General features: G+C 75.1%; 23 protein-coding genes. 6 read left to right on the top strand and 17 right to left on the bottom strand.

Features of this window, described 5'->3' with window-relative positions; genetic code table 11:
* Positions 1 to 92 precede the first annotated feature (92 nt).
* Complete coding sequence (locus O7618_RS08635; RefSeq protein WP_278105474.1) at positions 93 to 644, top strand: low molecular weight phosphatase family protein; 552 nt, start codon at positions 93 to 95, stop codon at positions 642 to 644.
* On the opposite strand, the gene O7618_RS08630 is transcribed toward O7618_RS08635, so the two are convergent.
* Complete coding sequence (locus O7618_RS08630; RefSeq protein ID WP_278105473.1) at positions 625 to 2,079, bottom strand: polysaccharide biosynthesis tyrosine autokinase; 1,455 nt, start codon at positions 2,077 to 2,079, stop codon at positions 625 to 627. The genes O7618_RS08635 and O7618_RS08630 overlap by 20 nt on opposite strands.
* Before the next feature lie 185 nt (positions 2,080 to 2,264).
* Between O7618_RS08630 and O7618_RS08625 the strand changes: the two genes are divergently transcribed.
* Positions 2,265 to 4,121 carry a polysaccharide biosynthesis protein gene (locus O7618_RS08625; RefSeq protein ID WP_278105472.1) on the top strand — a complete coding sequence of 619 codons (1,857 nt, stop codon included), beginning with the start codon at positions 2,265 to 2,267 and terminating at the stop codon, positions 4,119 to 4,121.
* A 281-nt stretch (positions 4,122 to 4,402) separates the two neighbouring features.
* Here O7618_RS08625 and O7618_RS08620 read toward each other — a convergent pair whose 3' ends face one another.
* The 8 genes from O7618_RS08620 to O7618_RS08585 all read right to left on the bottom strand — a co-directional run bounded on the left by O7618_RS08620 (position 4,403) and on the right by O7618_RS08585 (position 11,421).
* Positions 4,403 to 4,594: a hypothetical protein gene (locus tag O7618_RS08620; RefSeq protein WP_278105471.1), complete on the bottom strand. Its 192-nt coding sequence runs from the start codon at positions 4,592 to 4,594 to the stop codon at positions 4,403 to 4,405.
* 97 nt (positions 4,595 to 4,691) lie between these two features.
* Positions 4,692 to 5,279, bottom strand: a complete 588-nt coding sequence (locus O7618_RS08615; RefSeq protein ID WP_278109953.1) for a TMEM165/GDT1 family protein — start codon at positions 5,277 to 5,279, stop codon at positions 4,692 to 4,694.
* Between the two features lie 225 nt (positions 5,280 to 5,504).
* Positions 5,505 to 6,476, bottom strand: a complete 972-nt coding sequence (egtD, locus tag O7618_RS08610) for an L-histidine N(alpha)-methyltransferase (RefSeq protein WP_278105470.1) — start codon at positions 6,474 to 6,476, stop codon at positions 5,505 to 5,507.
* A gap of 34 nt (positions 6,477 to 6,510) precedes the next feature.
* Positions 6,511 to 7,257: an ergothioneine biosynthesis protein EgtC gene (gene egtC, locus O7618_RS08605; RefSeq protein ID WP_278105468.1), complete on the bottom strand. Its 747-nt coding sequence runs from the start codon at positions 7,255 to 7,257 to the stop codon at positions 6,511 to 6,513.
* Between the two features lie 9 nt (positions 7,258 to 7,266).
* Complete coding sequence (egtB, locus tag O7618_RS08600) at positions 7,267 to 8,595, bottom strand: ergothioneine biosynthesis protein EgtB (RefSeq protein ID WP_278105466.1); 1,329 nt, start codon at positions 8,593 to 8,595, stop codon at positions 7,267 to 7,269.
* Complete coding sequence (gene egtA, locus O7618_RS08595) at positions 8,592 to 9,827, bottom strand: ergothioneine biosynthesis glutamate--cysteine ligase EgtA (protein WP_278105464.1); 1,236 nt, start codon at positions 9,825 to 9,827, stop codon at positions 8,592 to 8,594. The genes egtB and egtA overlap by 4 nt, the downstream gene beginning before the upstream one ends.
* A gap of 156 nt (positions 9,828 to 9,983) precedes the next feature.
* Positions 9,984 to 10,748, bottom strand: coding sequence for a hypothetical protein (locus O7618_RS08590; RefSeq protein ID WP_278105463.1), 765 nt, complete (start codon positions 10,746 to 10,748; stop codon positions 9,984 to 9,986).
* Between the two features lie 16 nt (positions 10,749 to 10,764).
* Positions 10,765 to 11,421, bottom strand: coding sequence for an RNA polymerase sigma factor (locus O7618_RS08585; RefSeq protein ID WP_278105462.1), 657 nt, complete (start codon positions 11,419 to 11,421; stop codon positions 10,765 to 10,767).
* 515 nt (positions 11,422 to 11,936) lie between these two features.
* Here O7618_RS08585 and O7618_RS08580 point away from each other — a divergent pair.
* Positions 11,937 to 13,331, top strand: a complete 1,395-nt coding sequence (locus O7618_RS08580; protein ID WP_278105461.1) for a serine/threonine-protein kinase — start codon at positions 11,937 to 11,939, stop codon at positions 13,329 to 13,331.
* Positions 13,332 to 13,377: 46 nt separating this feature from the next.
* Here the strand turns inward: O7618_RS08580 and O7618_RS08575 are convergent, their stop codons facing one another.
* From O7618_RS08575 to O7618_RS08565, 3 genes are read right to left on the bottom strand one after another with little or no spacing between them, the layout of a single operon-like run.
* Positions 13,378 to 14,043, bottom strand: a complete 666-nt coding sequence (locus O7618_RS08575) for a response regulator transcription factor (protein WP_278105460.1) — start codon at positions 14,041 to 14,043, stop codon at positions 13,378 to 13,380.
* Positions 14,040 to 15,263: a sensor histidine kinase gene (locus O7618_RS08570; protein WP_278105459.1), complete on the bottom strand. Its 1,224-nt coding sequence runs from the start codon at positions 15,261 to 15,263 to the stop codon at positions 14,040 to 14,042. The genes O7618_RS08575 and O7618_RS08570 overlap by 4 nt, the downstream gene beginning before the upstream one ends.
* Before the next feature lie 37 nt (positions 15,264 to 15,300).
* Positions 15,301 to 16,011 carry a DUF305 domain-containing protein gene (locus O7618_RS08565; protein WP_278105458.1) on the bottom strand — a complete coding sequence of 237 codons (711 nt, stop codon included), beginning with the start codon at positions 16,009 to 16,011 and terminating at the stop codon, positions 15,301 to 15,303.
* Positions 16,012 to 16,150: 139 nt separating this feature from the next.
* Here O7618_RS08565 and O7618_RS08560 point away from each other — a divergent pair, with 139 nt between their 5' ends.
* Positions 16,151 to 17,602, top strand: a complete 1,452-nt coding sequence (locus O7618_RS08560) for a hypothetical protein (protein ID WP_278105457.1) — start codon at positions 16,151 to 16,153, stop codon at positions 17,600 to 17,602.
* 73 nt (positions 17,603 to 17,675) lie between these two features.
* Positions 17,676 to 18,290, top strand: coding sequence for an HD domain-containing protein (locus O7618_RS08555; RefSeq protein WP_278105456.1), 615 nt, complete (start codon positions 17,676 to 17,678; stop codon positions 18,288 to 18,290).
* Here O7618_RS08555 and O7618_RS08550 read toward each other — a convergent pair whose 3' ends face one another.
* The 5 genes from O7618_RS08550 to O7618_RS08530 all read right to left on the bottom strand — a co-directional run bounded on the left by O7618_RS08550 (position 18,291) and on the right by O7618_RS08530 (position 23,129).
* Positions 18,291 to 19,283 carry a linear amide C-N hydrolase gene (locus O7618_RS08550; protein ID WP_278105455.1) on the bottom strand — a complete coding sequence of 331 codons (993 nt, stop codon included), beginning with the start codon at positions 19,281 to 19,283 and terminating at the stop codon, positions 18,291 to 18,293.
* Positions 19,284 to 19,388: 105 nt separating this feature from the next.
* Entirely contained in the window at positions 19,389 to 20,351 is a 963-nt protein-coding gene (locus O7618_RS08545; protein WP_278105454.1) for a DUF5715 family protein, read from the bottom strand.
* A 102-nt stretch (positions 20,352 to 20,453) separates the two neighbouring features.
* Positions 20,454 to 21,248: an isocitrate lyase/phosphoenolpyruvate mutase family protein gene (locus O7618_RS08540; RefSeq protein WP_278105453.1), complete on the bottom strand. Its 795-nt coding sequence runs from the start codon at positions 21,246 to 21,248 to the stop codon at positions 20,454 to 20,456.
* A complete protein-coding gene (locus O7618_RS08535) occupies positions 21,245 to 22,285 on the bottom strand; it encodes a cytochrome P450 (protein ID WP_278105452.1) in 1,041 nt (346 codons plus the stop codon). The genes O7618_RS08540 and O7618_RS08535 overlap by 4 nt, the downstream gene beginning before the upstream one ends.
* A gap of 103 nt (positions 22,286 to 22,388) precedes the next feature.
* Positions 22,389 to 23,129 (bottom strand): winged helix-turn-helix domain-containing protein, encoded by a 741-nt coding sequence (locus tag O7618_RS08530; RefSeq protein WP_278105451.1) that lies wholly within the window; start codon positions 23,127 to 23,129, stop codon positions 22,389 to 22,391.
* Between the two features lie 130 nt (positions 23,130 to 23,259).
* On the opposite strand from O7618_RS08530, the gene O7618_RS08525 reads away from it, so the two are divergent.
* On the top strand, positions 23,260 to 25,455 hold the full coding sequence (locus O7618_RS08525; protein WP_278105450.1) for a family 43 glycosylhydrolase: 2,196 nt from the start codon (positions 23,260 to 23,262) through the stop codon (positions 25,453 to 25,455).
* Positions 25,456 to 25,484: the final 29 nt, after the last annotated feature.

The raw sequence follows: 25,484 nt of genomic DNA, 5'->3' as shown, positions 1-25,484 counted from the left end.
ATGCCGGCATCCCCTCAGCGACCACCCGCGGCCGGCGGACCCCCGCCGGCGCGGCGCCGCGCGGTGTCACCGCGCCGACCAGAGGGGTGCGGATGCTCGACGAGGTGCTCTTCGTCTGCCAGGCCAACATGTGCCGGTCGCCGATGGCCGAGTTCATCGCCCGCCGGCTGCTCGCCGACCTGCCGGTGACCGCGACCAGCGCCGGCACCGACGCGGTCGACGGCGCGGCCATGCACCCGTACGCCATCGAGGTGGCGGGCGTGGCGGGCGCGGACGTCACCGCCTTCCGCACCCGCCGGCTGCGCGCGGAGCACCTGACCGCGGCCGACCTGGTGCTGACCGCCACCCGGCGGCAGCGCTCCGCCTGCGCCGCGCTGGCGCCCGCGGCGCTGGGGCGCACGTTCACGCTGCACCAGTTCGCCCGGTTCGCCGCGGCGGCGCCGGCCGGCGCGACCGGGGACAGCCCGGTGCGGGCGGCGGTGGCCGCGGCCGTCCGCGCCCGGGGGCGGCTGCAACCCGCCGCCCCCGGCGCCGACGACCTGTGGGATCCGATCGGTGGCTCCCCGGCCGACTTCCGTCGCTGCGCGGAGGAGATCGAACGGTCGATCCGGCCGTTGTGCGCACTCATCGCGACAGCCGGGTGAGTTCCTGCGTCCGGTTCTCCTCGGCCGACTGCGCGCCCCGGCGGGCCGTCTCGGCCCGGTCGGCGGGGACCGCGGCCGGGGCGGGCGGCACGACCACCTTGTACGTCTCGTACTGGTAGGCGTCCGTCTTGCCCACCTTGGCCATGTTGAGCACGCAGCCGAGCAGGCGCACCGACACCGAGCTGAGCGACCGCGCCGCCGCCGCCACCTGACCGCGTGAGGTCCGCCCCTGCTGGGTGATCAGGAGCGCGCCGTCGGCCTGCACGGCCACCACGACGCCGTCGGTGACCGCCAGCAGCGGCGCGGTGTCGATGACCACGATGTCCGCCGACTCGCGCAGCGCCACCAGCAGGTCCGACATCGCCTTGGACCCGAGCAGCTCGCTCGGGTTCGGCGGGGCGGCGCCACTGGGCAGCACCAGCAGCGACTTCTCGCCCCAGCGCTGCACCACGTCGCCGACCTGGACGTCGCCGACGAGCACGTCGGTGAGCCCGACCCCGCCGTCGAGGCCGAGGTAGTCGGCCACCTTCGGGCGGCGCAGGTCGGCGTCGATGAGCAGCACCCGCCAGCCCGCCTCGGCCAGCGCGATCGCGGTGTTGCAGGCCATGGTGGTCTTCCCCTCGCCCTGCAGGGCGCTGGTGACCGCGATGACCCGGGCCGGCTCGTGCACGTCCACGAAACGCAGGTTGGTGCGCAGCTTGCGGACCGCCTCGGCGCGCGCCGAGGTGGCCGCGTCGCCGACGATCAGCGGGGCCGTCCGCGCCCCGGACTCGAACGGGATCTCCCCCAGCAGCGGGCTGCCGGTCACCCGTTGGAGCGCGGTGGCGTCGCGCATCCGCACGTCGGCCAGGCCGCGCAGCACGGCCAGGCCGACGCCGGCCAGCAGGCCGAGCAGCCCGCCCAGGATCAGGTTGCGGACCGGCTGCGGAGAGACCGGGCTGGACGTCACCCGCGGGCCGCTCACCACCTCGATCTTGATCGGCGGGGCCTTGCCGTCCGCCGGGGTCTCGACCTTCCGGACCAGTTCGGTGAACTTGGTGGCGAGCGCCTCGGTGGTCTTCAGCGCCCGGGTCTGGTCGGTGTCGGTGAGGGTGGCCTTGAGCAGCACCGTGCCGATGGTGGCGGACGTGGTGATCCGGCTGCGCACCTGGTCCGCGGTGAGGCCGAGCGGCGCGTCGGCGACCACGCTCTGCGCCAGCCGGTCGCTGGTGAGCAGGTCGCCGTACGACTTCACCCGCTGCTGGAGGAAGAGGCTGCCCTGGTAGGCGTCGGTGACCCCCTGGCTCGGCGTGGTGACGAAGAAGGTCACCGTGGCCTGGTACCGGGGCGGCGTCCGGACCGTCACCAGGGCGGCGGCGCCGACGGCGAGCATCACCGTGATCAGCACGATCCACCAGTGGCGTCGGACCAGGCGCAGGTAGCCGAGAACATCCATCACGCTCTCCCTCGCGACACGCCGGTCTGCCGATGAAACTGCACGAAAGCCCCCTAAAACCACCAGTCGTCGTGCCAGGATCGAATCGCCCATTCAGCACGTTAGGCGATTAGACGAATGTAAACGACGCAACATGCTCGCATGACCTGAATCTGCTTATTCCGGATAGGACACGAGGGCAACCCATGGATCGTGAAGCCATCGCCGCCGAAGACGTCGTGCGACTCCGCAGCCGGATCACCCATCGCGCCGCCACCCTCTCCCTGTTAACGCTGGACACGGCCGCGTGGTGCGGAGGATTTCTCGGCGCCGCCTGGACCCGGTACGAGTTCGAGCTGACCGCCGCCAGGGGCGCCCGGACGCTCGCCGTCGCGCTCGCCTGCGCCGCGCTCTACACCGTCCTCACGTTCGGCCGGTCCCGGATCTACGGCCGCTACCCGATCGGCAGCGCCGGGGACGCCCGCGGACTCGCCGGCACGGTCGCGATCGCCGCCGTCGGCACACTCCTCGCCGTGCTGCCCTGGACCGAACGGCCCGTCCCGGCGACCACCCCGCTCGTCGGCGGCGCCGTCGCGCTGGTGCTGATGGCCGCCGGCCGCGGTCTCTGGCGCGCCCACGCCGACCGCCGCCGGCCGACCGCGCGGCACGCCGAGCGCTGCCTGGTCTACGGGGTGGACGCGGCCAGCGAGCGGCTGGTCCGGGTGTTGCTGCACGACCCGGAGAGCAACTACCGGCCGGTCGGTCTGCTCGACGACGCGCCGGAGAGTCGCGGCCTCCGGCTGGAGGGACTGCGCGTGCTTGGCGGGCGGGAGCAGGTCGGCGCCGTCATCCGCGCCACCGACGCCCGTACCGTCATCTTCTCGATGAGCTGCGCGGACGGTGGGCTGCTGCGCGACGTGCGTACCCGCACCCTGGAGGCCGGCGCGTCGTTCAAGGTCCTGCCCCCGGTGCAGGAACTGCTCGACCGGCCGGTCGCCGCGACCGACGTCCGTGACCTCCAGCTCACCGACCTGCTCGGCCGCGCCCAGCGGGTGGCCGAGCTGACCGTCGAACGGGGCGGGCTGGCCGGCCGCCGGGTGCTGGTGACCGGCGCCGGCGGCTCGATCGGCTCCGAGCTGTGCCGGCAGATCGCCCGCTGTGAGCCGGACGAGCTGATGATGCTCGACCGGGACGAGTCCGCACTGCACGCGCTCCAGATGTCGCTGCACGGGCGCGCGCTGCTGGACGGCCCCGAACTGATCCTGGCCGACATCCGCGACGCCGAGGGCATCGCCCGGGTGGTCGCCGACCGGCAGCCCGACGTGGTGTTCCACGCCGCCGCGCTGAAGCACCTCACCATGCTCCAGCGGCATCCCGGCGAGGCGATCATGACCAATGTCTGGGGCACCCTGAACGTGCTGGAGGCATGCCGGGACGTCGCCGAGTTCGTCAACATCTCCACCGACAAGGCGGCCAACCCGGCCAGCGTCCTGGGGTACACCAAGCGGATCACCGAGCGGCTCACCGCCCACCAGGCCCGGCAGTCGGGCGGCACCTACCTGAGCGTCCGGTTCGGCAACGTGCTCAGCAGCCGCGGTTCCGTGCTGACCGCGTTCCAGGCGCAGATCCGCGCCGGCGTGCCGATCACCGTCACCGACCCCGACGTGACCCGCTACTTCATGACCGTGCAGGAGGCCGTCCATCTGGTTCTCCAAGCCGCCACGATCGGTCGCGGCGGCGAGGCGCTGGTGCTCGACATGGGCGAGCCGGTGCGGATCGCCGACGTGGCGCGCCGCCTGGCCGCCGAGGCGGACCACCCGGTGAAGATCGTCTACACCGGCCTGCGGACCGGCGAGAAGCTGCACGAACATCTCTTCGGCGCCGACGAGTCGGACAGCCGCCCACTGCACCCGCTCATCTCCCACGTGCCGGTGCCTCCGCTCGACCCGGACGAGGTGCGCCGGCTCGACCCGTACGCCGATCCGGACGAGCTGGTCAAGCGGTTGGCGGCGTTCTGCGAGACGGTCGGCTCGGCCCTGCCGGCGCTGCCCGGGCAGCGCTGACCCGCACCCGGCACGGCTCGCGTCTCACCCTCGCGGTGGTCGCCGGCCCGCTGGCGATCACCGCCATCGCGGTCTGCTCGCGAGGTCAAGGCGGCGGTCCTGGCCGGCTCGCTGCCGCCGTCGTGCTGCTGCGCCGCGACCGCGTCCACCGGCGGATCAGCGAGCGGCAGAGCCGGGACGACGACGGCGACGGCATTCCGGACGTCTACCAGGAACGGCCCGCCCGACGCGGACGCGCCGGCCGCCCTCCCCCGGCGGGGACGGCGGCCGGCGCGTGGCGATCAGCGACGACGCTCGGCGTCGCGGTCCTCGGTCTCCTCCAGCGCGTCCGCGAACGGCTCGGTGAGGTCGTCCCCCGGCACCGCGACCCGCTCGGCGCGGTCCTGCTCGTCCGCGTGGCCGCCGGTCGGCGGCTCCGGCGCCGTGGCGCCTCCGGCGAAGCCGTACTCGTTGGGCTCGTCGTGCCTGCTCATGCGCGGAACCTCCCGGTCGTCCGAATGGTGGTGGTGCCGACGCGGCACCACCACCCGAACCCTTACCCACGCCGAGCCCGCCCGATCATCGCCGCGCTCAGTTCAGCTCGGAGATCGCCTCGAAGATGAGCCAGAGGCCGCAGATGGCGAACAGCACGGCGGCACCGTAGCGTATGGCCCGCTCCGGCAGGTGCCGGCCGAGCATCCGGCCCACCAGGATCGCCAGCGCGTCGGCGGCGACCATGCCCAGCGTCGAGCCGAGCCAGGTGCCGAACCAGCCGTACTTGGTCGCCAGCGTGATGGTCGCGAGCATCGTCTTGTCACCGAGCTCGGCCAGGAAGAACGCGACGCCGACCGCGACGATCGCGGACTTGGTGCCGCGCTCGGCCTTGCGCTTCTCCTCCTCGGTGAGCTTGTCGCCCCGCAACGTCCAGGCGCCGAAGCCGAGGAACGCCAGACCGGCGATCAGCGAGATCCAGCCCGTGGGCAGGGCCGCGTTGAGGCCAACGCCGATGGCGACCGAGGCCAGGTGGACGATCGCGGTGGCGATGGTGATGCCGACGAGCACCGGCAGCGGGCGGAAACGCGTGGCGAACGTCAGGGCCATGAGCTGGGACTTGTCCCCCAGCTCGGCGACGAAGATGACGCCGAAGCTGACCACCAGCGCGACGAGGAAACCCTCCATGTGAACCTTCCCGATCAAGCCGGGAGGAGAGACAGGGACGCCCTCGACCCGGCTGCGACAGCCTGAGTCGAAGGTCTCGCCCGCCCCGGAAACCGGGGCCGCGTGGCCGGGTGCGGAACGCACCAGTGTGTCGACCACGACATTGGGGGCTACTCCCCTTCGCGACGGCCAGCCTAGCCGATCACCACCGAACCCGCCCGTCGGGTGTGGCCGGCGCCACGGCCGTCAGTCGGCCCGGGCCAGGCTCACCCCGAACAACCCGTCCGGGTCGGTCCAGAATGCCTGCCGCACGAACCCGGCGCCGGCCAGCTCGTCCGCGATCCCGGCCGGCCGGAACTTGGCCGAGATCTCGGTCCGCAGCTCCTCCCCGGCGGCGAACGCCACGTCGAGATCCAGCTCCGCCACCCGCACCCGGGTCGGCCGCTCGGCGCGCAGCCGCATCTCGACCCACTCCCGCTCCGGGTCCCAGACCGCCACGTGGCGGAATGCCGCCACGTCGAAGTCCGCGCCCAGCTCCCGGTTGACCACCCGCAGCACGTTGCGGTTGAACTCGGCGGTCACCCCGGCCGCGTCGTCGTAGGCGGGGACCACCACGCCCGGATCCTTGACCAGGTCGGTGCCGACCAGCAGCCAGTCGCCGGCCTCCAGCGCCGCGCGGGTGGCGGCGAGGAACCCGGCCCGCTCCGCCGGCAGCAGGTTGCCGATCGTGCCGCCGAGGAACGCCACCAGGCGCCGGCCACCGGTCGGCAGCCGGTCCAGGTGACGGGTGAAGTCACCCACGATGCCCCGCACCCGCAGCCCCGGGTACGCGGCCGCGATCTGCTCGGTCGAGGAACGCAACGCGCTGACCGAGACATCGAGCGGGACGAAGGTGCCCAGGTCGCCGTGGCGGGTGAACGCGTCCAGCAGCAACCGGGTCTTCTCCGACGAGCCGGACCCCAGCTCGATCAGCGTCTTCGCCCCGGTCGTCGCCGCGATGTCGTCCGCGTGCGCGGCCAGAACCGCCCGCTCGGCCCGGGTCGGGTAGTACTCCGGCAGGCGGGTGATCTCCTCGAACAGCTCACTGCCCCGGGCGTCGTAGAACCACTTCGGCGGCAGCCACCTGGGCGACGCGGTCAACCCGACCCGCACGTCCTCCCGCAGCGCACGGTCGAGGTCCTGCTCCTCCAGGTGGATCTCCAGCGGCTCCGCGCTCATCGACTGTCCTCTCTGCTGCTCGTGGATCGGATGGTCAGACGGTGGTCAACTCACTGACGTCCAGCCCGGCGGCGGTGGCCACCACCAGCCGGCCCTCGGGCACCGCCCGCCAACCGGGGTCGTCGTCGAACGGCTCGGAGGCCAGCACCACCGAGCCGGGGCGGTGCCGCACCGACAGCGCGTGCCCGGCCACGCTCGCCGCCACCGTCGAGCCGTCGGTGAGCAGCAGGTTCAGCCGCGAACCGGGCGCCGCCGCGTCGACCGCCGCGACCGTGCCGGCCACCGCCTCGCCGAGCGACGCGCCCGCGCGCAGCCGGTGCCGGACCAGCGCCCAGAGCACCGCCGAGTCGGTCGGCACCTCCAGGGTGAGCAGGTCCCGCACGGGCAGCCCGGCGGCGAGCGGCACCAGGCTGTCCGGCCAGCCGGAGACCACGCCGTTGTGGCTGAACAGCCAGCGCCCCTCGGCGAACGGCGCGGCGGCGGTCTCGTGCAGCGGCATGCCCACCGTCGCCGAGCGGACGGCGGCCAGCACCGCGCCGGCGGACGTCACGGCGGCCAACTCCGGCAGCGTCGTGTCGCTCCACATCGGCTGGGCCCGCCGGTAGCGGACCGGGTCCGCGCCGTCGGGGTACCAGCCGACCCCGAAGCCGTCGGCGTTGATGGTGCCGCCACCCCGCATGTCACGCGGTGCCCAGGACTGCCGCAACAGCCCGTACGGCGGGTCGTGCAGCAGGCTGCCCAGGGTGACCGGTGGACCGAGGTACGCGAGGTGACGGCACATCGCGCCGGGTCACTCCGCCGGATCGGCGTCGCGGGCGCAGCGGAAGCCGCTGAAGATCTGCCGCCGGATCGGGTAGTCCCAGTTGCGGAACGTGCCCCGGCAGGCCGACCGGTCGGTGCCGAACGAGCCCCCGCGCAGCACCCGGTGCTCCTCGCCGAAGAAGACCTCCGAGTATTCGCGGTACGGGAACGCGGTGAAGCCCGGGTGCCCGTGGAACGTGCCGGCGGTCCACTCCCACACGTCGCCGATCAGCTGGTGCACACCGAGCGGCGAGGCGCCCCGCGGGTACGCGCCGACCGGCGCCGGCCACAGGTGACGCTGCCCCAGGTTGGCGTGCTCGGGGCCGGGGTCGTCGTCGCCCCACGGATAGCGGCGGGAACGGCCGGTCGCCGGATCCCAGCGGGCCGCCTTCTCCCACTCCGCCTCGGTGGGCAGCCGCTTGCCGGCCCAGGCCGCGTACGCCTGCGCCTCGTACCAGCAGACGTGCGCCACCGGCTCGTCGTCGCGCACCGCGGACCAGCGGCCGAACCGCCGGTACGCCCACCCGTCGCCGTCACGCCGCCAGTGCAGCGGCGCGCTCAGCCCGGCCTCGACCCGGTGCCGCCAGCCGGCCTCGCTCCACCAGCGCGACTGGTCGTAGCCGCCGTCGGCGATGAACGCCCGGTAGTCCCCGTTCGTCACCGGCGCGGCGTCGATCCGGTAGGCAGGCAGGTCCACGGTGTGCGCGGGACATTCGTTGTCCAGCGCCCACGGGTCGGTGGAGGTGCCCATGGTGAACGGCCCGGCCGGCACCAGCACCTCGCCGGCGACCGGCGCGCCGGGCTCGGGCGGGGGCGGGGCGGCCAGCACCGGAACGCCGTCGCGCAGTTGGTGGGTGGCGAGCATCGTCTCGTCGTGCTGCTGCTCGTGCTGCACGATCATGCCGAACGCGAAGCCGTCCTCGACCAGCCGGCGGTCGGTGAAGCGGATTCCGTCCAGCAGGTCGTAGACCTTGTCCCGCACCGTGCGCACGTACGCGCGCGCCTCGGCCGGCGGCAGCAGCGGCAGCGACGGTCGATCCTTGCGGGGCTGCTTGAACGCGTCGTAGAGATCGTCGATGTCGCGGCGCACCGGCTCGCGCCCGCCGACGTCGCGCACCAGCCACAGCTCCTCCTGGTTGCCGACGTGCGCCAGGTCCCAGACCAGCGGCGACATCAGGGTGGAGTGCTGCCGAACGAGATCGTCGTCGTCCACCGCGTCGGTCAGCGACGCGGTGCGGGCGCGGGTGCGCTCCAGCTCCGCCACGATCCTTGCGCGCAGTTGCTCGGCGTCCGTTCCCGGCCGCTCGGTGGTGGTCACCGGTGTCCCCTCTCCGCGGCGGCGCGACGCCGCCGGATCGCTCGGTGGGTCTGGTCGTGGATCCCGCCCGGCAGGTCCAGCCCGGGCAGCGCGGTCAGCGCCAGGTCGAACAGGGCTGCCGCGGCGGTCGCCAGCGGACGCTCGGCCAGCCCGCGCCGAGCCGCCGCGCGCCATCGGTCGGCGACCGGGCCGGCCGCGGCGAGGGCGTCGCGGGTGGTCGTCGGGTCGGCGAAGAGCGCGGCCAGCACCGCCACCGGCACGGTCCATTCCCGGCCCGGCTGGGCGTCCAGGTAGCGCAGTTCCAGGTAGCCGCGCGGGCGCACCGGCGGGAACAACGTGCTGACGTGGTATTCCAGGTCGTCGGTGGTGGGTGGCCGGGGCAGCGCTCCGGCCACCCAGTCGGCGAAGGTCACGCCCTCCGGCGGGGTCCAGTCCGGGCCGTCGCCCCGGACGCAGAGCAGCGGCGCGGCGAGCACGTAAGCGGTCCAGGCGCTGACCGGGTCGCGGTCGGCGTCGGTCGGCGACCACACCGGGCGGGTCCGCGCCGGGTCGATCGCCAGCCAGGCGGCCATCCGGGCGGACGCCCAACCGGTGGGCCGGCCCGCGTGCCGGCCGGCGGTGGCGAACGCGGCCAGCAGCGGCGGTCCGACCGCGTGCGCGGCGGCCCACCGCCGCGCCACCTGGTCCGGCTCGCCGGCGTCCAGGCAGACCTGGAGCCCGGCCGTGGCGTACATCATGGCCCGCCCGGCCGGGCCGCGCCTGTCGAAGACGCGGCGCATGGCCCGGTAGCGGGGCGTGTCGACGACCGGTCGCGGCGCGCGCCACGGGTCCATCCCGGTGTCGCCGAGCACGAGACCGGCGGCGTCCAGGAGGTCACGCAGTTCGTCGATGTCGGCCTGGGTGGCGAGGAGGAGCGCCGCGACCGCGGGTCGCGGTGGAGCCGAGATCTCCACCTGTCCGCCGGGCTCGACGGTCACGGTGCCGCCGTGCCGGAGCTCGTGGGCCGGGCTGGTGGGGTCGAGGGTGACGGGGCCGTGCCGGCCCAACGCCTCGCGCAGTCGCTCACGGTCGACCGGACGGGTCGGGTCCGCGGCGTCGTGCACGGTCCATTCGAGTTCGACGCCGGTGAGTGTGGGTGGACCGGTCTTGAAGCAGATCCGGGCCAGGTGGCCGCGGGCCGCGGCCATGTCGGCGAGGACGGTGGCCCGGTCCAGCTCCGGCGACATCACCACGTGACGGCTCCTCTCGCGGAGACGGGCGACCACACCGTCGCCCTGGACCCGGCCGGGACGGCCCGGCCGGGCGTCCCACCATCCTCTGTCTAGCAGACGGAATCCGCGCGCCCGTGGAGATGAATTTTTGTCCGAAATCTCGTCGTGTCGGACGACTCAGTCGTCGTCCTCGTCGTCGGGACCGGGCTTGCGCTTCTCGTCGCTCGGCGACGACTTCGACTTCGACTTCGACTTCGGAGCCGGCGGCGTCGACGCGGTCGGCCCCACGCCCCGGCAGTAGCTCTCCACCCGGTCGGCGCCGCCGGCGGCGGCCACCAGGTCGGCGAAGCCCGGCTTGGTCAGTGCCTTGGCCCGTTGGCCTTCCGGCTTGGCCAGGTAGGCGCGGCACTGGCCGGCGAGCCGGCCCTCGACCGGCGGCGGTGCCGAGGGCCCGCCCGTCGGCGTGGCGGCGGGCGACGGCGCGGGCGACGGCGGAGTCGGCGACGGTGCCGCGCCGGACGCCTCGCCGGGCGGGCCGCCGGGCGCCGGACGCGAGGGTCCGGTGCCGGTCGGGCCGGTGCCGGCCGTCGTCGAGGTCGGTGGGACCACCGGTTCCGGGCCGTGGTCCAGCCGCACGGCGGCGAACGCCACCCCGGCCACCGCGGTGGCCGCGAGGCCGGACAGGGCGGCGGCGATCCGGAGCCGGCGACGCGGGCGGGGCGCCGACGCGGGCGCGGGGGTCGCCGGCACCGCGCGGGCGGCCCGGAAGGCGGCGAGTGCCCGGTCCTCGCCGTCGAGTTCGTGTGCGGCGGCCGGACCCGCCGCGGCGGCGAGCAGCCGGGTCAGCGGGTCGGCGTCGGCCGGCGTCGCGGCACGCGCGGCGGCCAACCGCCGGTCGGACTCCGCCCGGTCGGCGGGCCCCTCGGGCCCCGGAGAGTGCATGCCGTTCCCCCTCACGTCAGCCCTCCGCCGGCTCGGCCTTGGGCGCGTGCGGCGCCGGGCGGTCGGGGCGGGGGCGGGGCGGCACGGCGTCCCGGTCGCCCGGCGGGGTCGCGCCCCGCGCCACCTCCGGCTCGCCCTCCGCGGCGCGCTCCAGCATCGTCGCCAACCGGCGCAGCCCGCGGTGCGCCGCCGTGCGCACCGCCCCGGCCCGCCGGCCCAGCACCCGCCCGGCGGTCTCCGCGTCGAGACCGATGACGGCCCGCAGCATCACCGCCTCCGCCTCGGCCGGCGGCAGGGTGCGGATCAGCGCGAGCGCGCTCTCGGTGCCGATCGCCTCACCGGCGCGGTCCGCGGTGTCGGCGTCCCCGGCCAGGTCGTTGAGCGCCTGCACGGGCACCGGGACCGCGGGCCGCCGCCGCTGCCGGCGCAGGTGGTCCATGGCCCGGTTACGGGCGATGGTGACCGCCCAGGCCCGGAACTCACCGCCGGTGAACGAGGGCAGGTCGCGGGAGATCTGCAGCCAGGTTTCCGAGGCCACGTCCTCCGCGTCGGCGCCCACCAGCGCGGTCAGGTAGCGCAGCAGGGGCGGCTGCAGGCTGCGGTAGAGGAAGCGGAACGCCTCCTCGTCGCCGGCCTGCGCCGCGGCGACCGACTCGTTCAGCTCCGCGGTCACGGCCGCCACCCGGGCCGGACCGGCGCCTCGGAACGGTCGTCCGCCGACGCGGGAGACCACACCGCCATCCGCACCCCGGCCCCCCCGCTGAGCTGATTCGGCACCGGCCCCGAGACCGCTGCGCGCATGGACACCGCCACCGGCGCGGCCGGGGCGGGACATACCGTACCGGCGTCACGGTACGACCGGGAGCCCGGCCGACGCACGGCGAGCGGACGGATGGCCGGCCGGGGCCGGAGCGGCGAAAAAGCGAGAGAAATGTCTAAGCCCACCGTCGGCGTGTCGGGGTAACGAAGGCCACCGCACCGACGCCGCACATCATGCGAGATGGGGCGGATCATGCCGGAGCGGGCGGACAACCGGCATTATCTGGCCGATCGTACCCGGCCGATCACGGTCCGCCCACCACCCTTCCCACCCCCGGCCGTTCGGCCGATCGGTCCGCAGCCACTCGCCGGTCGCGACCGGAGAGATCGCCGGAAATACTCCGGGACCGCTGTGGGTACGGTATGGGGATGCTCACCTCCGACGTCGTACTCAGCGGTCGGTACCGCCTGGATGACCGTGTCGCCACCGGCGGCATGGGCGACGTCTGGCGCGCCAAGGACCTGGTGCTCGGCCGCCAGGTGGCGGTGAAGGTGCTCCTTCCCGCGCTGGTCTCCGATCCCGACTTCATCGCCCGGTTCCGCTCCGAGGCGCGGATCATGGCCTCGCTGCGCCACCCGGGCGTGGTCCAGGTCTTCGACTGCGGCGAGGACGAGCTGCCCGACGGCAGCCGCGCGGACTACCTGGTGATGGAGTTCGTCGACGGCGAGCCGCTCTCCCGGCGGATCGAGGACGCCGGGCAGCTCGAGGTCGCCGAGACCATGTCGATCGTGGCCCAGGTGGCGCAGGCGCTGCACGGGGCGCACGGCCGGGGCATCGTGCACCGCGACGTCAAGCCGAGCAACCTGCTCGTGCAGGACGACGGCACCGTGGTCCTGGTCGACTTCGGGGTCGCCCGGTCGACGAACGTCACCAGCATCACCAGCACGAACGCGGTGCCCGGCACCGCCCTCTACATGGCGCCCGAGCAGGCGTCCGGCCGACCGGTCTCCGGTGCCACCGACGTCTACGCGCTCGGCGCGGTCGCCTACTGCTGCCTCACCGGCAGCCCGCCGTTCACCGGCGACAACCCGCTCCAGGTCGCCGTGCGGCACCTCGACGACGAGCCGCCGGAGCTGCCGGCGGAGATCCCGGCGCCGGTCCGTGAGCTGGTGGCCCGAGCCCTGGCCAAGGACCCGGCCGACCGCTACCCGAGCGCCGCGGCGATGGCCGACGCCGCCCGGGCCGCGCGGGCCGTGTCCCCCACCTCGACGGTGCCGGCGGCGCTGCGGGGCGCGGCCGGTCCGGCCCCGACCCGTGGCGACCAGCCGGTGGTGCGGTCGGCGGCCGCCGCCACGACCCCCCGCCGGCGGGGCCGGCGCGGCGCGCTCGTCGGCGCGGCGGGCGCGGTGCTGGTCGCGGTGACCGCGCTGGGCGCGATGCTGGCCGCGGCCGGCGACGCCGAGGCGCCGGCCACCCAGCTCGACCCCACCAGGCCCGCGGTCGCGCCGAGCAACTCGGTCGCCGACGCCGCCGTCACCGACGGGCCGTCGAGCAGCGTCCAGGAGAACACCTGGCGCACGACCGGTTCGACCAGCCGGCCGTCCGCGTCGACCTCGGTGTCGCCGAGCGCCTCCCCGAGCGGGTCGGGCCAGCCGAGCCCGTCGGCCACCCCGTCGACGGCGCCGACCGCACCGAGCACCGCGCCCACCACCAGCGCGCCCCCGGCCCAGACCACCGCGCCGACCGAGACCACCACCACCACGACGGCCCCGGCCGACGGGGGTGGCGGCGACGCGGGCGGCGAGCCGGTCACCCGCCCCTGACCGGACCGGGGTCAGGTCCGCGCCGTCACCGACGGACCGGCCCCGGTCAGCCGCCGGGCGTGACCAGTCCGCTCTCGTACGCCAGCACGACGGCCTGGACGCGGTCGCGGAGCTGCAGCTTGGCCAGGATCCGCCCGACGTGGGTCTTCACGGTCGCCTCCGCGACGTGCACCCGGGCGGCGATCTCCGCGTTGGACAGCCCCTGCGCCACCAGCAGCAGCACCTCGCGCTCCCGCTCGGTGAGCTGGGCCAGCCGCGGATCCTCGGTCGGCGCCGGGCCGAGCTGCCCCGCGAACCGGTCGAGCAGCCGCCGGGTGATCGACGGGGCCACCACCGAGTCGCCCTCGGCGACCACCCGGATCGCGGTGAGCAACTCCTCCGGCGGCACGTTCTTGAGCAGGAAACCGCTCGCCCCGGCCCGCAGCGCGGCGAACGCGTCGGCCTCGGTGTCGAAGGTGGTCAGCACCAGCACCCGGGGGCGCGCGCCGCCGGACCGGGCGCAGATCCGGCGGGTCGCCTCCACCCCGTCCATGGTCGGCATGCGCAGGTCCATCACCACCACGTCGGCCTCGACGCGGTCCAGCACCCGGAGCGCGTCGGCGCCGTCGATCGCCTCGCCGACCACGGCCAGGTCGGGTTGCGAGTCGAGCACCATCCGGAAGCCGGCGCGCACCAGCGCCTGGTCGTCGACGATCATCACGCGCACGGTCACGCCGCCACGTTCCCTTCCTCGGTGCCGGCCGCCGCCGGCAGCGGCAGTCGCGCCTCGACCCGCCAGCCGCCGGTGAGCGTGGGTCCGGTGGTGAGGCTGCCGTCGTACACGCCGAGCCGTTCCCGCATGCCGACCAGGCCGTGCCCGCCGGACGGCGCCGGCCGGACCACCGGCCGGCCGCGACCGTCGTCGACGGCCCGGACCGCCACGGTGTCGGCGTCCCAGTCGAGCGTCACCTCGACCGACGCGCCCACCCCGGCGTGCTTGAGCGCGTTGGTCAGGCTCTCCTGCACCACCCGGTAGACGGTCAGCTCCAGGCCGGGCGGCAACGCCACCGGGGTGCCGGTGCCGCCGCAGTCGATGCGCAGGCCGGCGGCGCGGAACCGGTCGAGCAACGCGGGCAGCTCCACCAGCGCGGGCCGCCGGTGCGCCGGCTCGCCGGCCGGGGCGTCCGCCACCGCGGCCGGTTCCGGCCGGCTGGGTTCCCGCAGTACGCCGACCAGCCGCCGCATCTCCTCCAGCGCCTGCCGCCCGGTGTCGGCCACCACCTTGGCCGCCTCCCGCGCGGTCGCCGGGTCCCGGTCGAGTGTGAAGCGCACGCCGTCGGCCTGCACGATCATCACGGCCAGGCTGTGCGCGACCACGTCGTGCAGCTCGCGGGCGATGCGGGTGCGTTCCTCGGCGACCGCCGCGCGGGACTCCGCCTCCCGTTCCCGGTCCGCCGTGGCGGCGCGTTCCTCCAGGCTGAGCACGTAGAGGCGGCGGGTGCGCACGTTCAGGCCGACCAGCCAGACCGCGCCGGTGACCAGGCCGTAGTAGAGCGCGCCCGCCCACCACGGCGCCGGGCCGGGCCAGGAGAGCGCGGAGAGCAGCACGCCGACCGCGGCGCCGACGCCGGCCAGGATGCCGTCGCGCGACCGGTCGGCGTACTTGACCACGCTGTAGAGCGCGATCAGCACGCCGATGTCGTAGCCGAGCGGGCCCCAGCCGACGATCACCTGGAGCAACGCCAGGGCGGCGACCGCGACGGCGACCGCGGACGGGTGGGTGCGCCGGAGGAAGAGCACCGCGGCCATCGCCAGGCCGACCGCGAACGCCGGCAGGCCGCCCTGCTCGGCCAGCAGGCCCAGCACGGCGAAGACGGCGACCAGGCCGGAGACGGCGGCGTCGAACGCGACGCCGCGCACCGGGCGGCCGAGGATCAGGCGGTCCACGGTCACCCAGCGTACGGGGGTGGCGGGTGCCTGTTCGGCCCGGTCAGGGGGTGACGAGGGCGCGCATCCGGCCGATCTCGGCGGCCTGCTCGACGGCGACGCCGGTGGCGAACTCCTGCATGGTCTGGTCGACGCCGACCTTGAGGAGGTCGCTGGACATCACCACGGCGCCCTCGTGGTGGGCGGTCATCATCCGCACGAAGAGTGTGTCGAACGCCGCGCCGTGGGCGTCCGCGAGCTGCCGCATCGCCTCGGCGGACTGCATGCCGCGCATGGTGGCGTGGTCGTGCCCGGCCACCTCGGCGGGCAGGTCGCGGGTGCTCAGCCAGGCCCGCAGCACGCCGACCTCCGGTCCCTGGGCGGCCCGGACGCGGTCGGCGACGGCGCGTATCCGGGGGTCGGCGGCCCGGTCGGGCGCGAGCTTCGCCATCTCCAGGGCCTGCTCGTGGTGCGGGACCATCATCCGGACGTACCAGACGTCGAGCCCGTTGTAGCGGGGCTGTGCCGCGTCGCGGACCTGCCCGGCGGCGCGGGTGGCGGCCGGTTCCCCGGGGCGGCCGGGAACCAGCACCGGCGGGGCCGAGACGGTGCCGGCCGCGCTGGGGGTGGCCGGGGTGGCAGCGGCGCTCCGGGCGGGCCGGTCCGCCGCCGGGGGGTTGTCGTCGTCGCAGCCGGCCAGCGCCGGGCCCCCGATCGCCAGGAGCGCGGCCAGAGCTGTGACGGGAAGCCACGCGCGTGCCGGGCGACCGGTCATACGGTCCTCCCTCAGGTCGAGGTGACAGCGATCCTATCCATAGACGAAAGTTCCCCGATGTGACCAGGGTCACATTGATGACAGTCTCCAATAGGTAAGGTGTGGCGAAGCATCATCCCCCTTTCGAAGGGTGTTGCCGATGATCAACCTTCACCTGTCCCACGCCCGGACCGTCAGCCTCGCCGCAGCCGGCCTGCTACTCGCCGGCGTGATCGCCGCGCCACCGAGCGGCGCCCAGGAGATCCCCCGCACCCAGGCCGCGCCGGCCACCGTGGACGGCGCCGTCCCCGGGGTCGACGAGATCTCCAGCAGCCCCAACCTGCGGCAGGTCGCCAACCTGCCGAAGCAGGGCCCGTTCGACACCACGACCGCGCTCGGCACCGACATGGCCTTCCAGGGCCGGTACGCGTTCGTCGGCAACTACGAGGGATTCGTCATCTACGACGTGTCACGGCCGAGCCGGCCGACGATCGTGTCGCAGGTACTCTGCCCCGGTTCGCAGAACGACATCTCGGTCAGCGGGAACCTGCTGTTCCTGTCGACCGACTCGTCGCGCAGCGACGACTCCTGCGCCAGCACCCCCCAGCCGGCCTCGGTGAAGGAGTCCTGGGAGGGCATCAAGATCTTCGACATCCGCGACAAGCGCAACCCGCGCTACATCAAGTCGGTGGAGACGGCGTGCGGCTCGCACACCCACACGCTGGTGCCGGGCAAGGACCGGCGCGACCTCTACCTGTACGTCTCGTCGTACAGCCCGCGGGCCGAGTTCCCGGACTGCCAGCCGCCCCACGACTCGATCTCCATCGTGAAGGTGCCGGTGAAGAACCCCACCACGGCGTCCGTGGTGGCCACCCCGAACCTCTTCCCGGACGGCGGCTACCCGGGCATCCCGGGCCAGACCTCCGCCACCACCGGCTGCCACGACATCACCGCGTACCCGGCGAAGGACCTGGCCGCCGGCGCGTGCATGGGCGACGGCATCCTGCTGGACATCAAGAACCGCGAGGCGCCACGGGTCATCGAGCGGGTCACCGACACGGTGAACTTCGCGTTCTGGCACTCGGCCACGTTCAACAACGCCGGCACCAAGGTCGTCTTCACCGACGAGCTGGGTGGTGGCGGCGCGGCGACCTGCAACGAGGTGGTCGGGCCGAACCGCGGCGCGGACGCCGTCTACGACATCACCGGCCGCGGTGACGCCCGCAGGCTGGCGTTCCGCAGCTACTACAAGATCCCACGGGTCAACGCGGACACCGAGAACTGCGTGGCGCACAACGGCTCGCTGATCCCGGTGCCCGGCCGCGACATCATGGTCCAGGCGTGGTACCAGGGCGGCATCTCGGTATGGGACTTCACCGACTCGGCCAAGCCCACGGAGATCGCCTACTGGGAGCGGGGTCCGCTGGACGCCGCCCAACTCCGCACCGGCGGCTCCTGGTCCGCCTACTGGTACAACGGGCACATCTACTCGAGCGACATCCAGAAGGGTCTGGACGTGCTGGAACTGCGGGACCCACGCACCTGGCTGGCCCAGCTGATCCGGGTGCCCGAGCTGAACGTACAGACCCAGGCGGGTTACCTGAGCTGGTGACCCCCGCAACGGCCCGGCCGGGCCGGGCGCCCCCGCGGGGGCGCCCGGCCCGGCCCGTGGAAGGGGCGCCGACGTGACGATCGACCACCGGACCGCGGTGCCGACCGACGAGCGGATCCGCTCCCTGCACGAGCGGTACGCCCCGACGGCCGAGGCGTTCACGCTCGTCTGGACGCACTGCCGGATCGTCTGCGAGATCGCGGAACAACTGCTCGACCGGCACGACACCGGCCTCGATCGCGCGCTGGTCCGGGCCGGCTGCCTGCTGCACGACATCGGCGTCTACCGGCTGTACGACGCCGACGGGCGGTTGGACCGACCGAACTACGTCCGGCACGGGGTGCTGGGCCACGCGCTGCTGCGCGACGCCGGTCTGCCCGAGACGCTCGGCCGGTTCTGCTCCCGGCACACCGGGGTGGGGATCACCCGCGAGGACGTGCTCCGGCAGCGGCTGCCACTCCCGGTGACCGACCACACGCCGGGCACCGGCGAGGAACACCTGGTCATGTACGCCGACAAGTTCCACAGCAAGACCACCCCGCCCACGTTCGTCTCCGCGGCCGGCTACGCCGCCGCCGTGGCGCGTTTCGGGACGGACAAGGTCGCCCGGTTCGCGGCGCTCGTCGAACGGTTCGGCGAACCGGACCTGACCGCGCTCGCCCGTCGGCACGGCCACCCGATCGGCTAGCTAGCCCATCGGCAGCCGGTAGCCGCGGGCGCCGCCGCCGGCGGTGACCACCCGCACCTCGCCGGTGCGCAGCCCGTACGTCACCGACCAGCGGGTGTGCGGCTGGCGCACCGCGTCGAGCAGCCGCAACGCGGCGGCGGCGTCGACGGCGCCGCCGGTGCGGTCCAACTCCTTCGCCAGCACCCCGTAGCGGTGGTCCCGGCGGAGGTCCTTCTCGGCCACCCCGACCGCGGGCACATTGGTCAACGCCTGCCACCGGCCCCGTCGACGGTCCACCGTCAGCTTCCCGTCGACGAACTCGACGACCGCGGAGGCGCCGGTGGCGTCCGCGAGCAGGTAGTGCAGCGGCGGCCCGCCGTCGAAGTCCAGGTTGTACCTGCCGAACACGGCCACCGCCTCGTCCACCGTGGCCGCCGAGTCGAGCACCAGGCGCAGGATGCGCACCGAGCCGACGGTGGGCCGCCCGGGCACCGGCTCGGCGCGGGCGCCGTCGTCGGCGGCCAGCCCCACCGCGAGGCCCCGCTCGTTCATCCCGTCGAACGGCAGCAGCGGCGCGTCGAGCAGCCGCCGGTCGCCGGTCGGGTCGGCGGGGACGCCCAGGTAGGAGATGTCCACCAGGGAGATCGAGGCGTACCCGTCCGGCGGGTCCGTGCGCAGCACCAGCGCCGGGTTCGGCTCCCAGTCGAAGTTGCGGGCGAACAGCGGACGGTTGCGGTCGGCCAGCGCGGCGAAGAGCGAGCAGCCGAACGGGCTGGGCGGGGTGCTGCCGGCCACACCGGCGGTCGGGTCGTAGTCGCCGGTGTAGGTCATCTCGTACAGCGGCAGGTCGTCGACCTTGCGCAGGCTGGCCAGCGTCTGCTCGACCTGGCCGGGGTCCTGCCGGGAGGCGGTCGGCGAGCCGGCGGCGGCCGGACCGACGGGCGCGCGACCCTCCCCACAGGCGGTGCCGAGCAGGAGCAGTGCCAGCCCGGTGGCGACGAGGGTCCTCCGCATGCCCGCGACGCTAGAAGAGACGACGCGCGCTGTCCATCGAGGAAACGGGTCAGGCCGGGTACGCCGCCCCGTCGGCCGGGCCGGGCGGCAGCGGCGGGGGCCCGGTCACACGCCCATCTCGGCCTCGTACGCCTGCCGGAACCGGCGACGGGCGCCGGGGGCGAGGCAGACGTGCCAGGCCCGACCCTCGTCGACCACGTTGACCTCGCCGGCGTCCTGCCGGGCCAGCAGCAACCCGGCGAGGGCCGCGCGGGCGCCGAACCGCTCGTACCAGTCCACCTCCACGTCGGCCGCCCAGCCCAGGCAGTGGGCGCTGGGCATGGTGGCGGGGTGGCCCAGCCGGCGCAGCCGGTACTGCTGCTCGGCACTGCGGACCAGGCCGGTCACCCAGAGCGGCGGCGTGCCGGCCCGGGTGACCGCGACGAACTCCCGGGCCAGGTCGTTGAGGAGGGCGATCATCTCGCGACGGGCGCGGGGGATCAGCAGCCCGCCGACGGCCGGGCCGGCTGCCGGGCGCACCCGCCTCCGGACCGCCCACCAGCCGTGCCCGAGCGTGGTGGCGGGCTGCTCCCGGTACCGGAACCCGAGCAGGCCCCGGCGACGCAGCCATTCCAGGTCGACCAGGTCGATGCTGGTGCGCACCTGGTCGTCGGTGAGCAGGGTGGGGCTGTCCCGCCACCACAGCACGTCGACCCGGGACAGCAGGTAGGTCCGGACCAGGGTGGTCAGGTCCGACGCCGGGGTGCGGGAGCCCGGCTGGTGGCGGGCGATCTCCAGCAGCAGCGTCTCCCGGGCGCCGACCAGTCCCTGCGGGGTCGCGTCGAGGACCGCGGCGACGGCCGGCTCACGCAGCCGCTGGTCGAGCAGCACCTGACGGGCGGCGGTGGACGGCGCGTCCGCCAGCGCGCCCACCTCGACCAGCAGCTCCGCCACCGCGGTCCGGTAGGCGGCCAGGTCGGGCCGCGTACCGTCGGCGGGCCGGTCACCCGACGGCAGGCGACGGCTGGGAGTGGTGGACGCGACGGCGGGACCGGGCTGGCGACCGGGGCTGCGATTGGGCACTCGCATGGTCTCCGCCCCCTCTCGGCAGGACAAGGCGTAGTCGGACCTGCACCCACCGTAATAGGGTGAGAGGGGGCCACCGAGAACAATCCACCCGAAGGCGCCCGATCAGGTATCCGGCTCGCCCGCCAACGCCAACACCTCCGCGTAACCGGGAGCCGGCGGCAGCCCGGGGTCCCGCCCGGCGGCGACCGCGTCGACCAGGTGCAGCGCGGCGCCCAGCGCGGTACGGAAGGGCAACGAGCCGGTGCTCACCCGGGCCACCCCGAGGCGGCCCAGCGCCGCCAGGTCCGGGCCACCCGGGCGGTGCAGCACGTTCAGTGGCAACCCCACCTCCGCGGCCAACGCCCCGACCTCCTCGTCCGGCGCGCCGGGGACGAAGAAACCGTCCGCACCGGCTGCGCGGAACTCCGCCGCCCGCAATCGGGCCTCGGCCGACGGCGACGTCACACCCCACCACCACGCGTCGGTGCGGGCGTTGACGAACAGCCCCGGGACGACCGCCCGCACCGCCGCGATCTTGGCGGCGACCAGCGGTGCCGGCGCCAGCGTGCCGTCCGGGCGGCCGTCCTCCAGGTTCACCCCCACCACGCCGAGCGCGGCCAGCTCGCCGACGTACCGGGCCACCGCCGCCGGGTCGTCGTCGAAGCCGCCCTCGATGTCCACGGTGAGCAGCGCCGGTATCCCCCGCAGGCGGCGGGCCAGGTCGAGCGTCTCCGCCCGGGTCGCGCCGGTCCCGTCCGGGCGGCCGGCGGTCGCCGCGACACCGAGGCTCGTCGTGCCGACCGCCGGGTGGCCCCGGGCGGCGAACGCGGCGGCGGAGGCGTGGTCCCAGGCGTTGGGCAGCAGCAGGGGCCGCCCCGGCCGGTGCAGCGCGTGGAAGGCGGCGAAGCGGTCGGTCATCGCAGGGTCACCTCGATACGGGTCGGGACGCGCAGCGTCGGGTGCGGGGCGTACGGAACCGGCAGGTCGACGCGACGGCAACGCCGGCGCACCACGTCGACCACGCCCTCGGCCAGAGCCAGCGCGTGCCGCTCTCCCGGGCAGCCCCGGGACCCGGCCCCGAAGGTCAACGCCGCACGCGCCCGGCCGACCACGAACCGATCCGGCGCCGGGTGGACCGCCGGGTCCCGGTTCGCCGCGTCGAAGCGCAGCAGCAACGGTTCTGCGGCGCGGATGGTCCGGCCGCCCAGGTCGATCGCCACGGTGGCGACGCGCCGAGTGGCGCGCACCGGCGGGTCCAACCGCAACACCTCGGCGAGCAACCCGGCGGTCCGGAGGTCCACCGGCGCGGCGAGCCCGTGCCGGACCGCGCCGCCGATCAGCCCGGCGGTGGCGTCGGCGGCCTGCACCAGCAGGCCGATCCGGTTCGCGGTCACCTCGTCCGGAGCCGGTGGCGACATCGCCACCAGCGCGGCCACCGCCCGGTCCGCGCGCGCTACCGCGACCGGACCCGCGCCGGGATGGTAGGCGGCGGCCACCGCCGTCACCGCCGGGACGGCCGCCGTCGGGTCGGCCAGGCCGAGCCGATCCGCCAACACCCACACGGGTACGCGCCGGGCCACCGCTCCCATCACCTCGGTGAGGCGGGGCCCCCGCTCGACGCCTCCGGTATCGGCGCGGACCCCGCTCAACACCTCGTCGGTGAGTCGCGCGGCGGTGCGGGAGAGGTCGCGCGGGTTTAGGCGGTCGAGCGCGGCCACGCCGATCGCCCGGCGGGCGGGATGCGCGCCGGGCGGGCTGAACCGGCTGACCGAGGCGCGCAGCCAGCCCAGCGTGCCCGCCGGCGAGTCGTGGTTGACTGAAGGCACGGTCCAGCGGGGGTCGGTCAGCACGGCGACGACGTCCGCGTGCCGGGTGACCACCCAGCCGTCGTCATCGCGCACCGGAGGCCCGCAGTCCGGCGTACCGGGGGCGGCCGTGATGGTCGGTAGGTCCACCGGTCGACCGTAGGCCGCCGATCGTTCGGTCCGGACCGAACGACGGTCGCCGCGGCCCGAGCGGAGGACCGGCGGGCCGGGCGGAGCGAGGGACGGGCCGGGGTCAGGCGCGGGCGGGACCGCTGTCGCGCGCCGGCGGGGCGAGCGCGGCCGGATCGAGCGCGAGCGCCTCGGCGAGCGCCTGCCGGCCGGTCGGGGTGAGCCGCACCGAGCGGCCGGTCCCCCGCACCGTCCAGCCGAGGTCGAGAAGGCGCGCGCACAGCGCCGCGCCGAGCGCCCCGGCCAGGTGCGGCCGTCGTTCGGTCCAGTCGAGACAGTCGCGCACCAGCGGTCGCCGGGCGGCGCGCAGCGGTTCGACGGGCACGCCGAACTCGGCCAGCCAGGCCGTACCGGTGGGGGTGAGCGCCAGGCCGCCGCTGCGGTCCAGCACGGCGCGCGCCAGCAGCGCGTCGTACAGCAGCACGCCGAGCCGCCCGGCGAGGTGGTCGTAGCAGGTCCGGGCGTACGCCAGGGCGGCGTCGGCGGAGGCGGCGCGCAACGTGCGCGGCGGCGTGGCCGGGGTGGGCGCCCGGGCGGCCAGGTCCTCGACGAGGTGGGCGACCGACTGGTCGGCGAGGCGGACGTAGCGGTGCCGGCCCTGCCGCTCCTCGACCAGCAGTCCGCCGCGCACGAGCCGGGTGAGGTGGTCGCTCGCGGTGGAGGCCGCCACCCCGGCGGCGCGGGCGAGTTCCCCGGCGGTCCAGGCACGCCCGTCCAGCAGGGCGAGGCAGAAGCCGGCGCGGGTGGGGTCGGCGAGCAGCGCGGCGAGCCCGGCCAGTCCTCGGCCGTCGGCACGGGTGGTCATCGGCCCATGCTGGCACGAACAGGTTTCGGCAGGCACCGCACGGTCCGGCACCAGCTCTTTACATCGTTGTATCCAACGTTGTAGAAACGTGTGCACCGCAGTGACCTCCGTTTACTCCGAGGCAGGCCTGATGCGACACCTCCACCGCGGCGGCGTGCTCGCCGCCGTACTCACGCTTCTGCTCGCCGGCGCGGCGCCCGCGCCCGCCGCCGGGCCCGACCGCTACCGCAACCCGGTCTCCGCCGGGTTCGCCGACACCTTCGCCGACCCGGTCGTGGTTCGCGGCGACGACGGGATCTGGTACGCCTTCGGCACCTCCGACCCGCTGCGGGAGGGTGCGGGGACGGCACACCGCGTGCCCATCGCCCGCTCCACCGACCTGGTCGGCTGGACCTTCGTGGGCGACGCGTTCACCGCCGACCAGCGCCCGGCCTACGCCGCGCCCGGCTCGGCGTTCTGGGCCCCCGACGTGCGTCGGGTCGCTGGCCGCTGGGTGATGTACCTGACGGTCACCGACACCACCGTCTCCGACGACACGTTCGACACCGCGGTCGGCGTGGCCACCGCGCCCAGCCCGGCCGGGCCGTGGACGTTCGCCGACACCCCGGTGGTCGCCCCGCGCCCCGGTGCGGGCGGCGGCTACCTGTGGACCATCGACCCGAGCCAGCTCACCGGCGCCGACGGCCGGTCCTACCTGTACTACGGCAGCTACTACGGCGGAATCTCGGTCACCGAACTCTCCCCCGACGGCCTGCGGGCGGTCGGCGCCGCGACCCCGGTCGCGGTGGACAACAAGTTCGAGGGCGCGTACGCGCTGCGCCGGGACGGCTGGTACTACCTGTTCGTCTCCACCGCGAACTGCTGCGCCGGCCCGGCCACCGGCTACTCCGTCCAGGTCGGCCGGTCCCGCGACCCCCGGGGCCCGTTCGTGGACCGCGACGGCCGACGCCTCGACGTGTCCCGGGCCGGCGGCACGCCGGTGCTCACGCAGAACGGCAACCGCTGGATCGGCGCCGGCCACAACGCGGTGCTCACCGACCTGTCCGGGCAGGACTGGATCGCCTACCACGCGATCGACCGCGCCGACCCCTACCTGGACGAGCCGTTCGGCGTCAACGAGCGCCCCATGCTGCTGGACCGCCTGGACTGGATCGACGGTTGGCCCGCCGTCAACGCCGGCGCCGGTCCCTCCGACGGCGCCCGCCCGGCGCCGGTCACCACCGGCCGCGTCGACGCCCGCTTCGACACCGCCGACCTGCGCGGCTGGCGTACCGGGTCCGGTTCGTGGCGGGCGGCCGGCGGGGTGCTGACCGGCACCGGCACGCTGGCCTCGGACACCGGCCTCGGCGGCGACCTGCGGGTGGAGACCGACCTGCGGTTGACCGGCGCGGACACCGCCGGGCTACGGCTCGGTGCGGTGGACGTGCGGGTCGGCCAGGGCCGGCTGGCCGCCGGCAACGCCGGCGTCGCCCTGCCCGCCGGCACCGACCTGGGCAACCGGCACAACCTCGCGATCGAGGTACGCGGGCGGCAGCTCACCGCCACGCTCAGCCCGTCCCGCCTCGGTGACCCCATCGCCCGGGTGACGCTGCGGCTCCCCCGCCCCGCGAACGGCACGCTCGCCGTCCGCGCCGAGGGCGGTCCGGCGGAGTTCGACAACGTCAGCGCCGCCCGCCTCCACCGCCCGGCCCGCCACCCGGTCGCCCCGCCCCGGGTCGGCCCGGTGCTGCGCGCCTGGTCCGACGAGTTCGCCGACGGGCTCGACCCCGCCTGGCGATGGATCCGCCAGGACCCGGCCGCCACCGTGTCCGGCGGCGCGCTGCGCTGGCCGGTGCAGGACGCCGACCTGACCGGCACCGGCAACACCGCCGGGGTGCTGCTGCGCGACGCGCCCACCGGGAACTACGTCGCCGAGACCAAGGTGACGCTGGACCTCGGCGAGGAGACCGTCCGCAACTACCAGCAGGCCGGTCTGGTCGCGTACGTCGACGACGACCGCTTCGCCCGGCTGAGCACGGTGGCGATCTGGAACACCCGGCAGGTCGAGTTCGGCTACGAGCTGCCGTTCGCCGGCCAGCCGGTGTACGGCGGCAGCATCGTCGGCACCCCGGGCACCACCACCTGGCTGCGGCTGGCCCACCGGGTCGACCCGGCGAACGGCGAGCACGAGTTCCGCGCCGGCTCCAGCCCGGACGGCACGCGCTGGACCTGGGGCGCGGTGTGGACGTTCCCGGCCGACACGACGCCCCGGATCGGGCTGGTCGCGCACGGCGGCGCGACGCCGGCGGTGTCGGCGCACTTCGACTACCTGCGGTTCCACCGCTGAGTCGCCGGGGCCGGTCCCGGGCCGGGGGC

The sequence above is a fragment of the Micromonospora sp. WMMD980 genome (assembly GCF_029626035.1).
Classification (GTDB): Bacteria; Actinomycetota; Actinomycetes; order Mycobacteriales; family Micromonosporaceae; genus Micromonospora.
Note: the sequence above shows the minus strand (reverse complement) of the source record. Positions and strands in the feature narration are given on the sequence as shown.

What these genes read in the sequence shown, in the direction of transcription:
- O7618_RS08530 (WP_278105451.1), bottom strand. Translation starts at nt 23,129, where the DNA reads ATGACCACCCGTGCCGACGGCCGAGGACTGGCCGGGCTCGCCGCGCTG.
- O7618_RS08565 (WP_278105458.1), bottom strand. Translation starts at nt 16,011, where the DNA reads ATGACCGGTCGCCCGGCACGCGCGTGGCTTCCCGTCACAGCTCTGGCC.
- egtD (WP_278105470.1), bottom strand. Translation starts at nt 6,476, where the DNA reads ATGAGCGCGGAGCCGCTGGAGATCCACCTGGAGGAGCAGGACCTCGAC.
- O7618_RS08620 (WP_278105471.1), bottom strand. Translation starts at nt 4,594, where the DNA reads ATGAGCAGGCACGACGAGCCCAACGAGTACGGCTTCGCCGGAGGCGCC.
- O7618_RS08525 (WP_278105450.1), top strand. Translation starts at nt 23,260, where the DNA reads ATGCGACACCTCCACCGCGGCGGCGTGCTCGCCGCCGTACTCACGCTT.
- O7618_RS08590 (WP_278105463.1), bottom strand. Translation starts at nt 10,748, where the DNA reads ATGCACTCTCCGGGGCCCGAGGGGCCCGCCGACCGGGCGGAGTCCGAC.
- O7618_RS08545 (WP_278105454.1), bottom strand. Translation starts at nt 20,351, where the DNA reads ATGCGAGTGCCCAATCGCAGCCCCGGTCGCCAGCCCGGTCCCGCCGTC.
- O7618_RS08630 (WP_278105473.1), bottom strand. Translation starts at nt 2,079, where the DNA reads ATGGATGTTCTCGGCTACCTGCGCCTGGTCCGACGCCACTGGTGGATC.
- O7618_RS08580 (WP_278105461.1), top strand. Translation starts at nt 11,937, where the DNA reads ATGCTCACCTCCGACGTCGTACTCAGCGGTCGGTACCGCCTGGATGAC.
- O7618_RS08550 (WP_278105455.1), bottom strand. Translation starts at nt 19,283, where the DNA reads ATGCGGAGGACCCTCGTCGCCACCGGGCTGGCACTGCTCCTGCTCGGC.
- egtC (WP_278105468.1), bottom strand. Translation starts at nt 7,257, where the DNA reads ATGTGCCGTCACCTCGCGTACCTCGGTCCACCGGTCACCCTGGGCAGC.
- O7618_RS08615 (WP_278109953.1), bottom strand. Translation starts at nt 5,279, where the DNA reads ATGGAGGGTTTCCTCGTCGCGCTGGTGGTCAGCTTCGGCGTCATCTTC.
- O7618_RS08625 (WP_278105472.1), top strand. Translation starts at nt 2,265, where the DNA reads ATGGATCGTGAAGCCATCGCCGCCGAAGACGTCGTGCGACTCCGCAGC.
- O7618_RS08635 (WP_278105474.1), top strand. Translation starts at nt 93, where the DNA reads ATGCTCGACGAGGTGCTCTTCGTCTGCCAGGCCAACATGTGCCGGTCG.
- O7618_RS08560 (WP_278105457.1), top strand. Translation starts at nt 16,151, where the DNA reads ATGATCAACCTTCACCTGTCCCACGCCCGGACCGTCAGCCTCGCCGCA.
- O7618_RS08540 (WP_278105453.1), bottom strand. Translation starts at nt 21,248, where the DNA reads ATGACCGACCGCTTCGCCGCCTTCCACGCGCTGCACCGGCCGGGGCGG.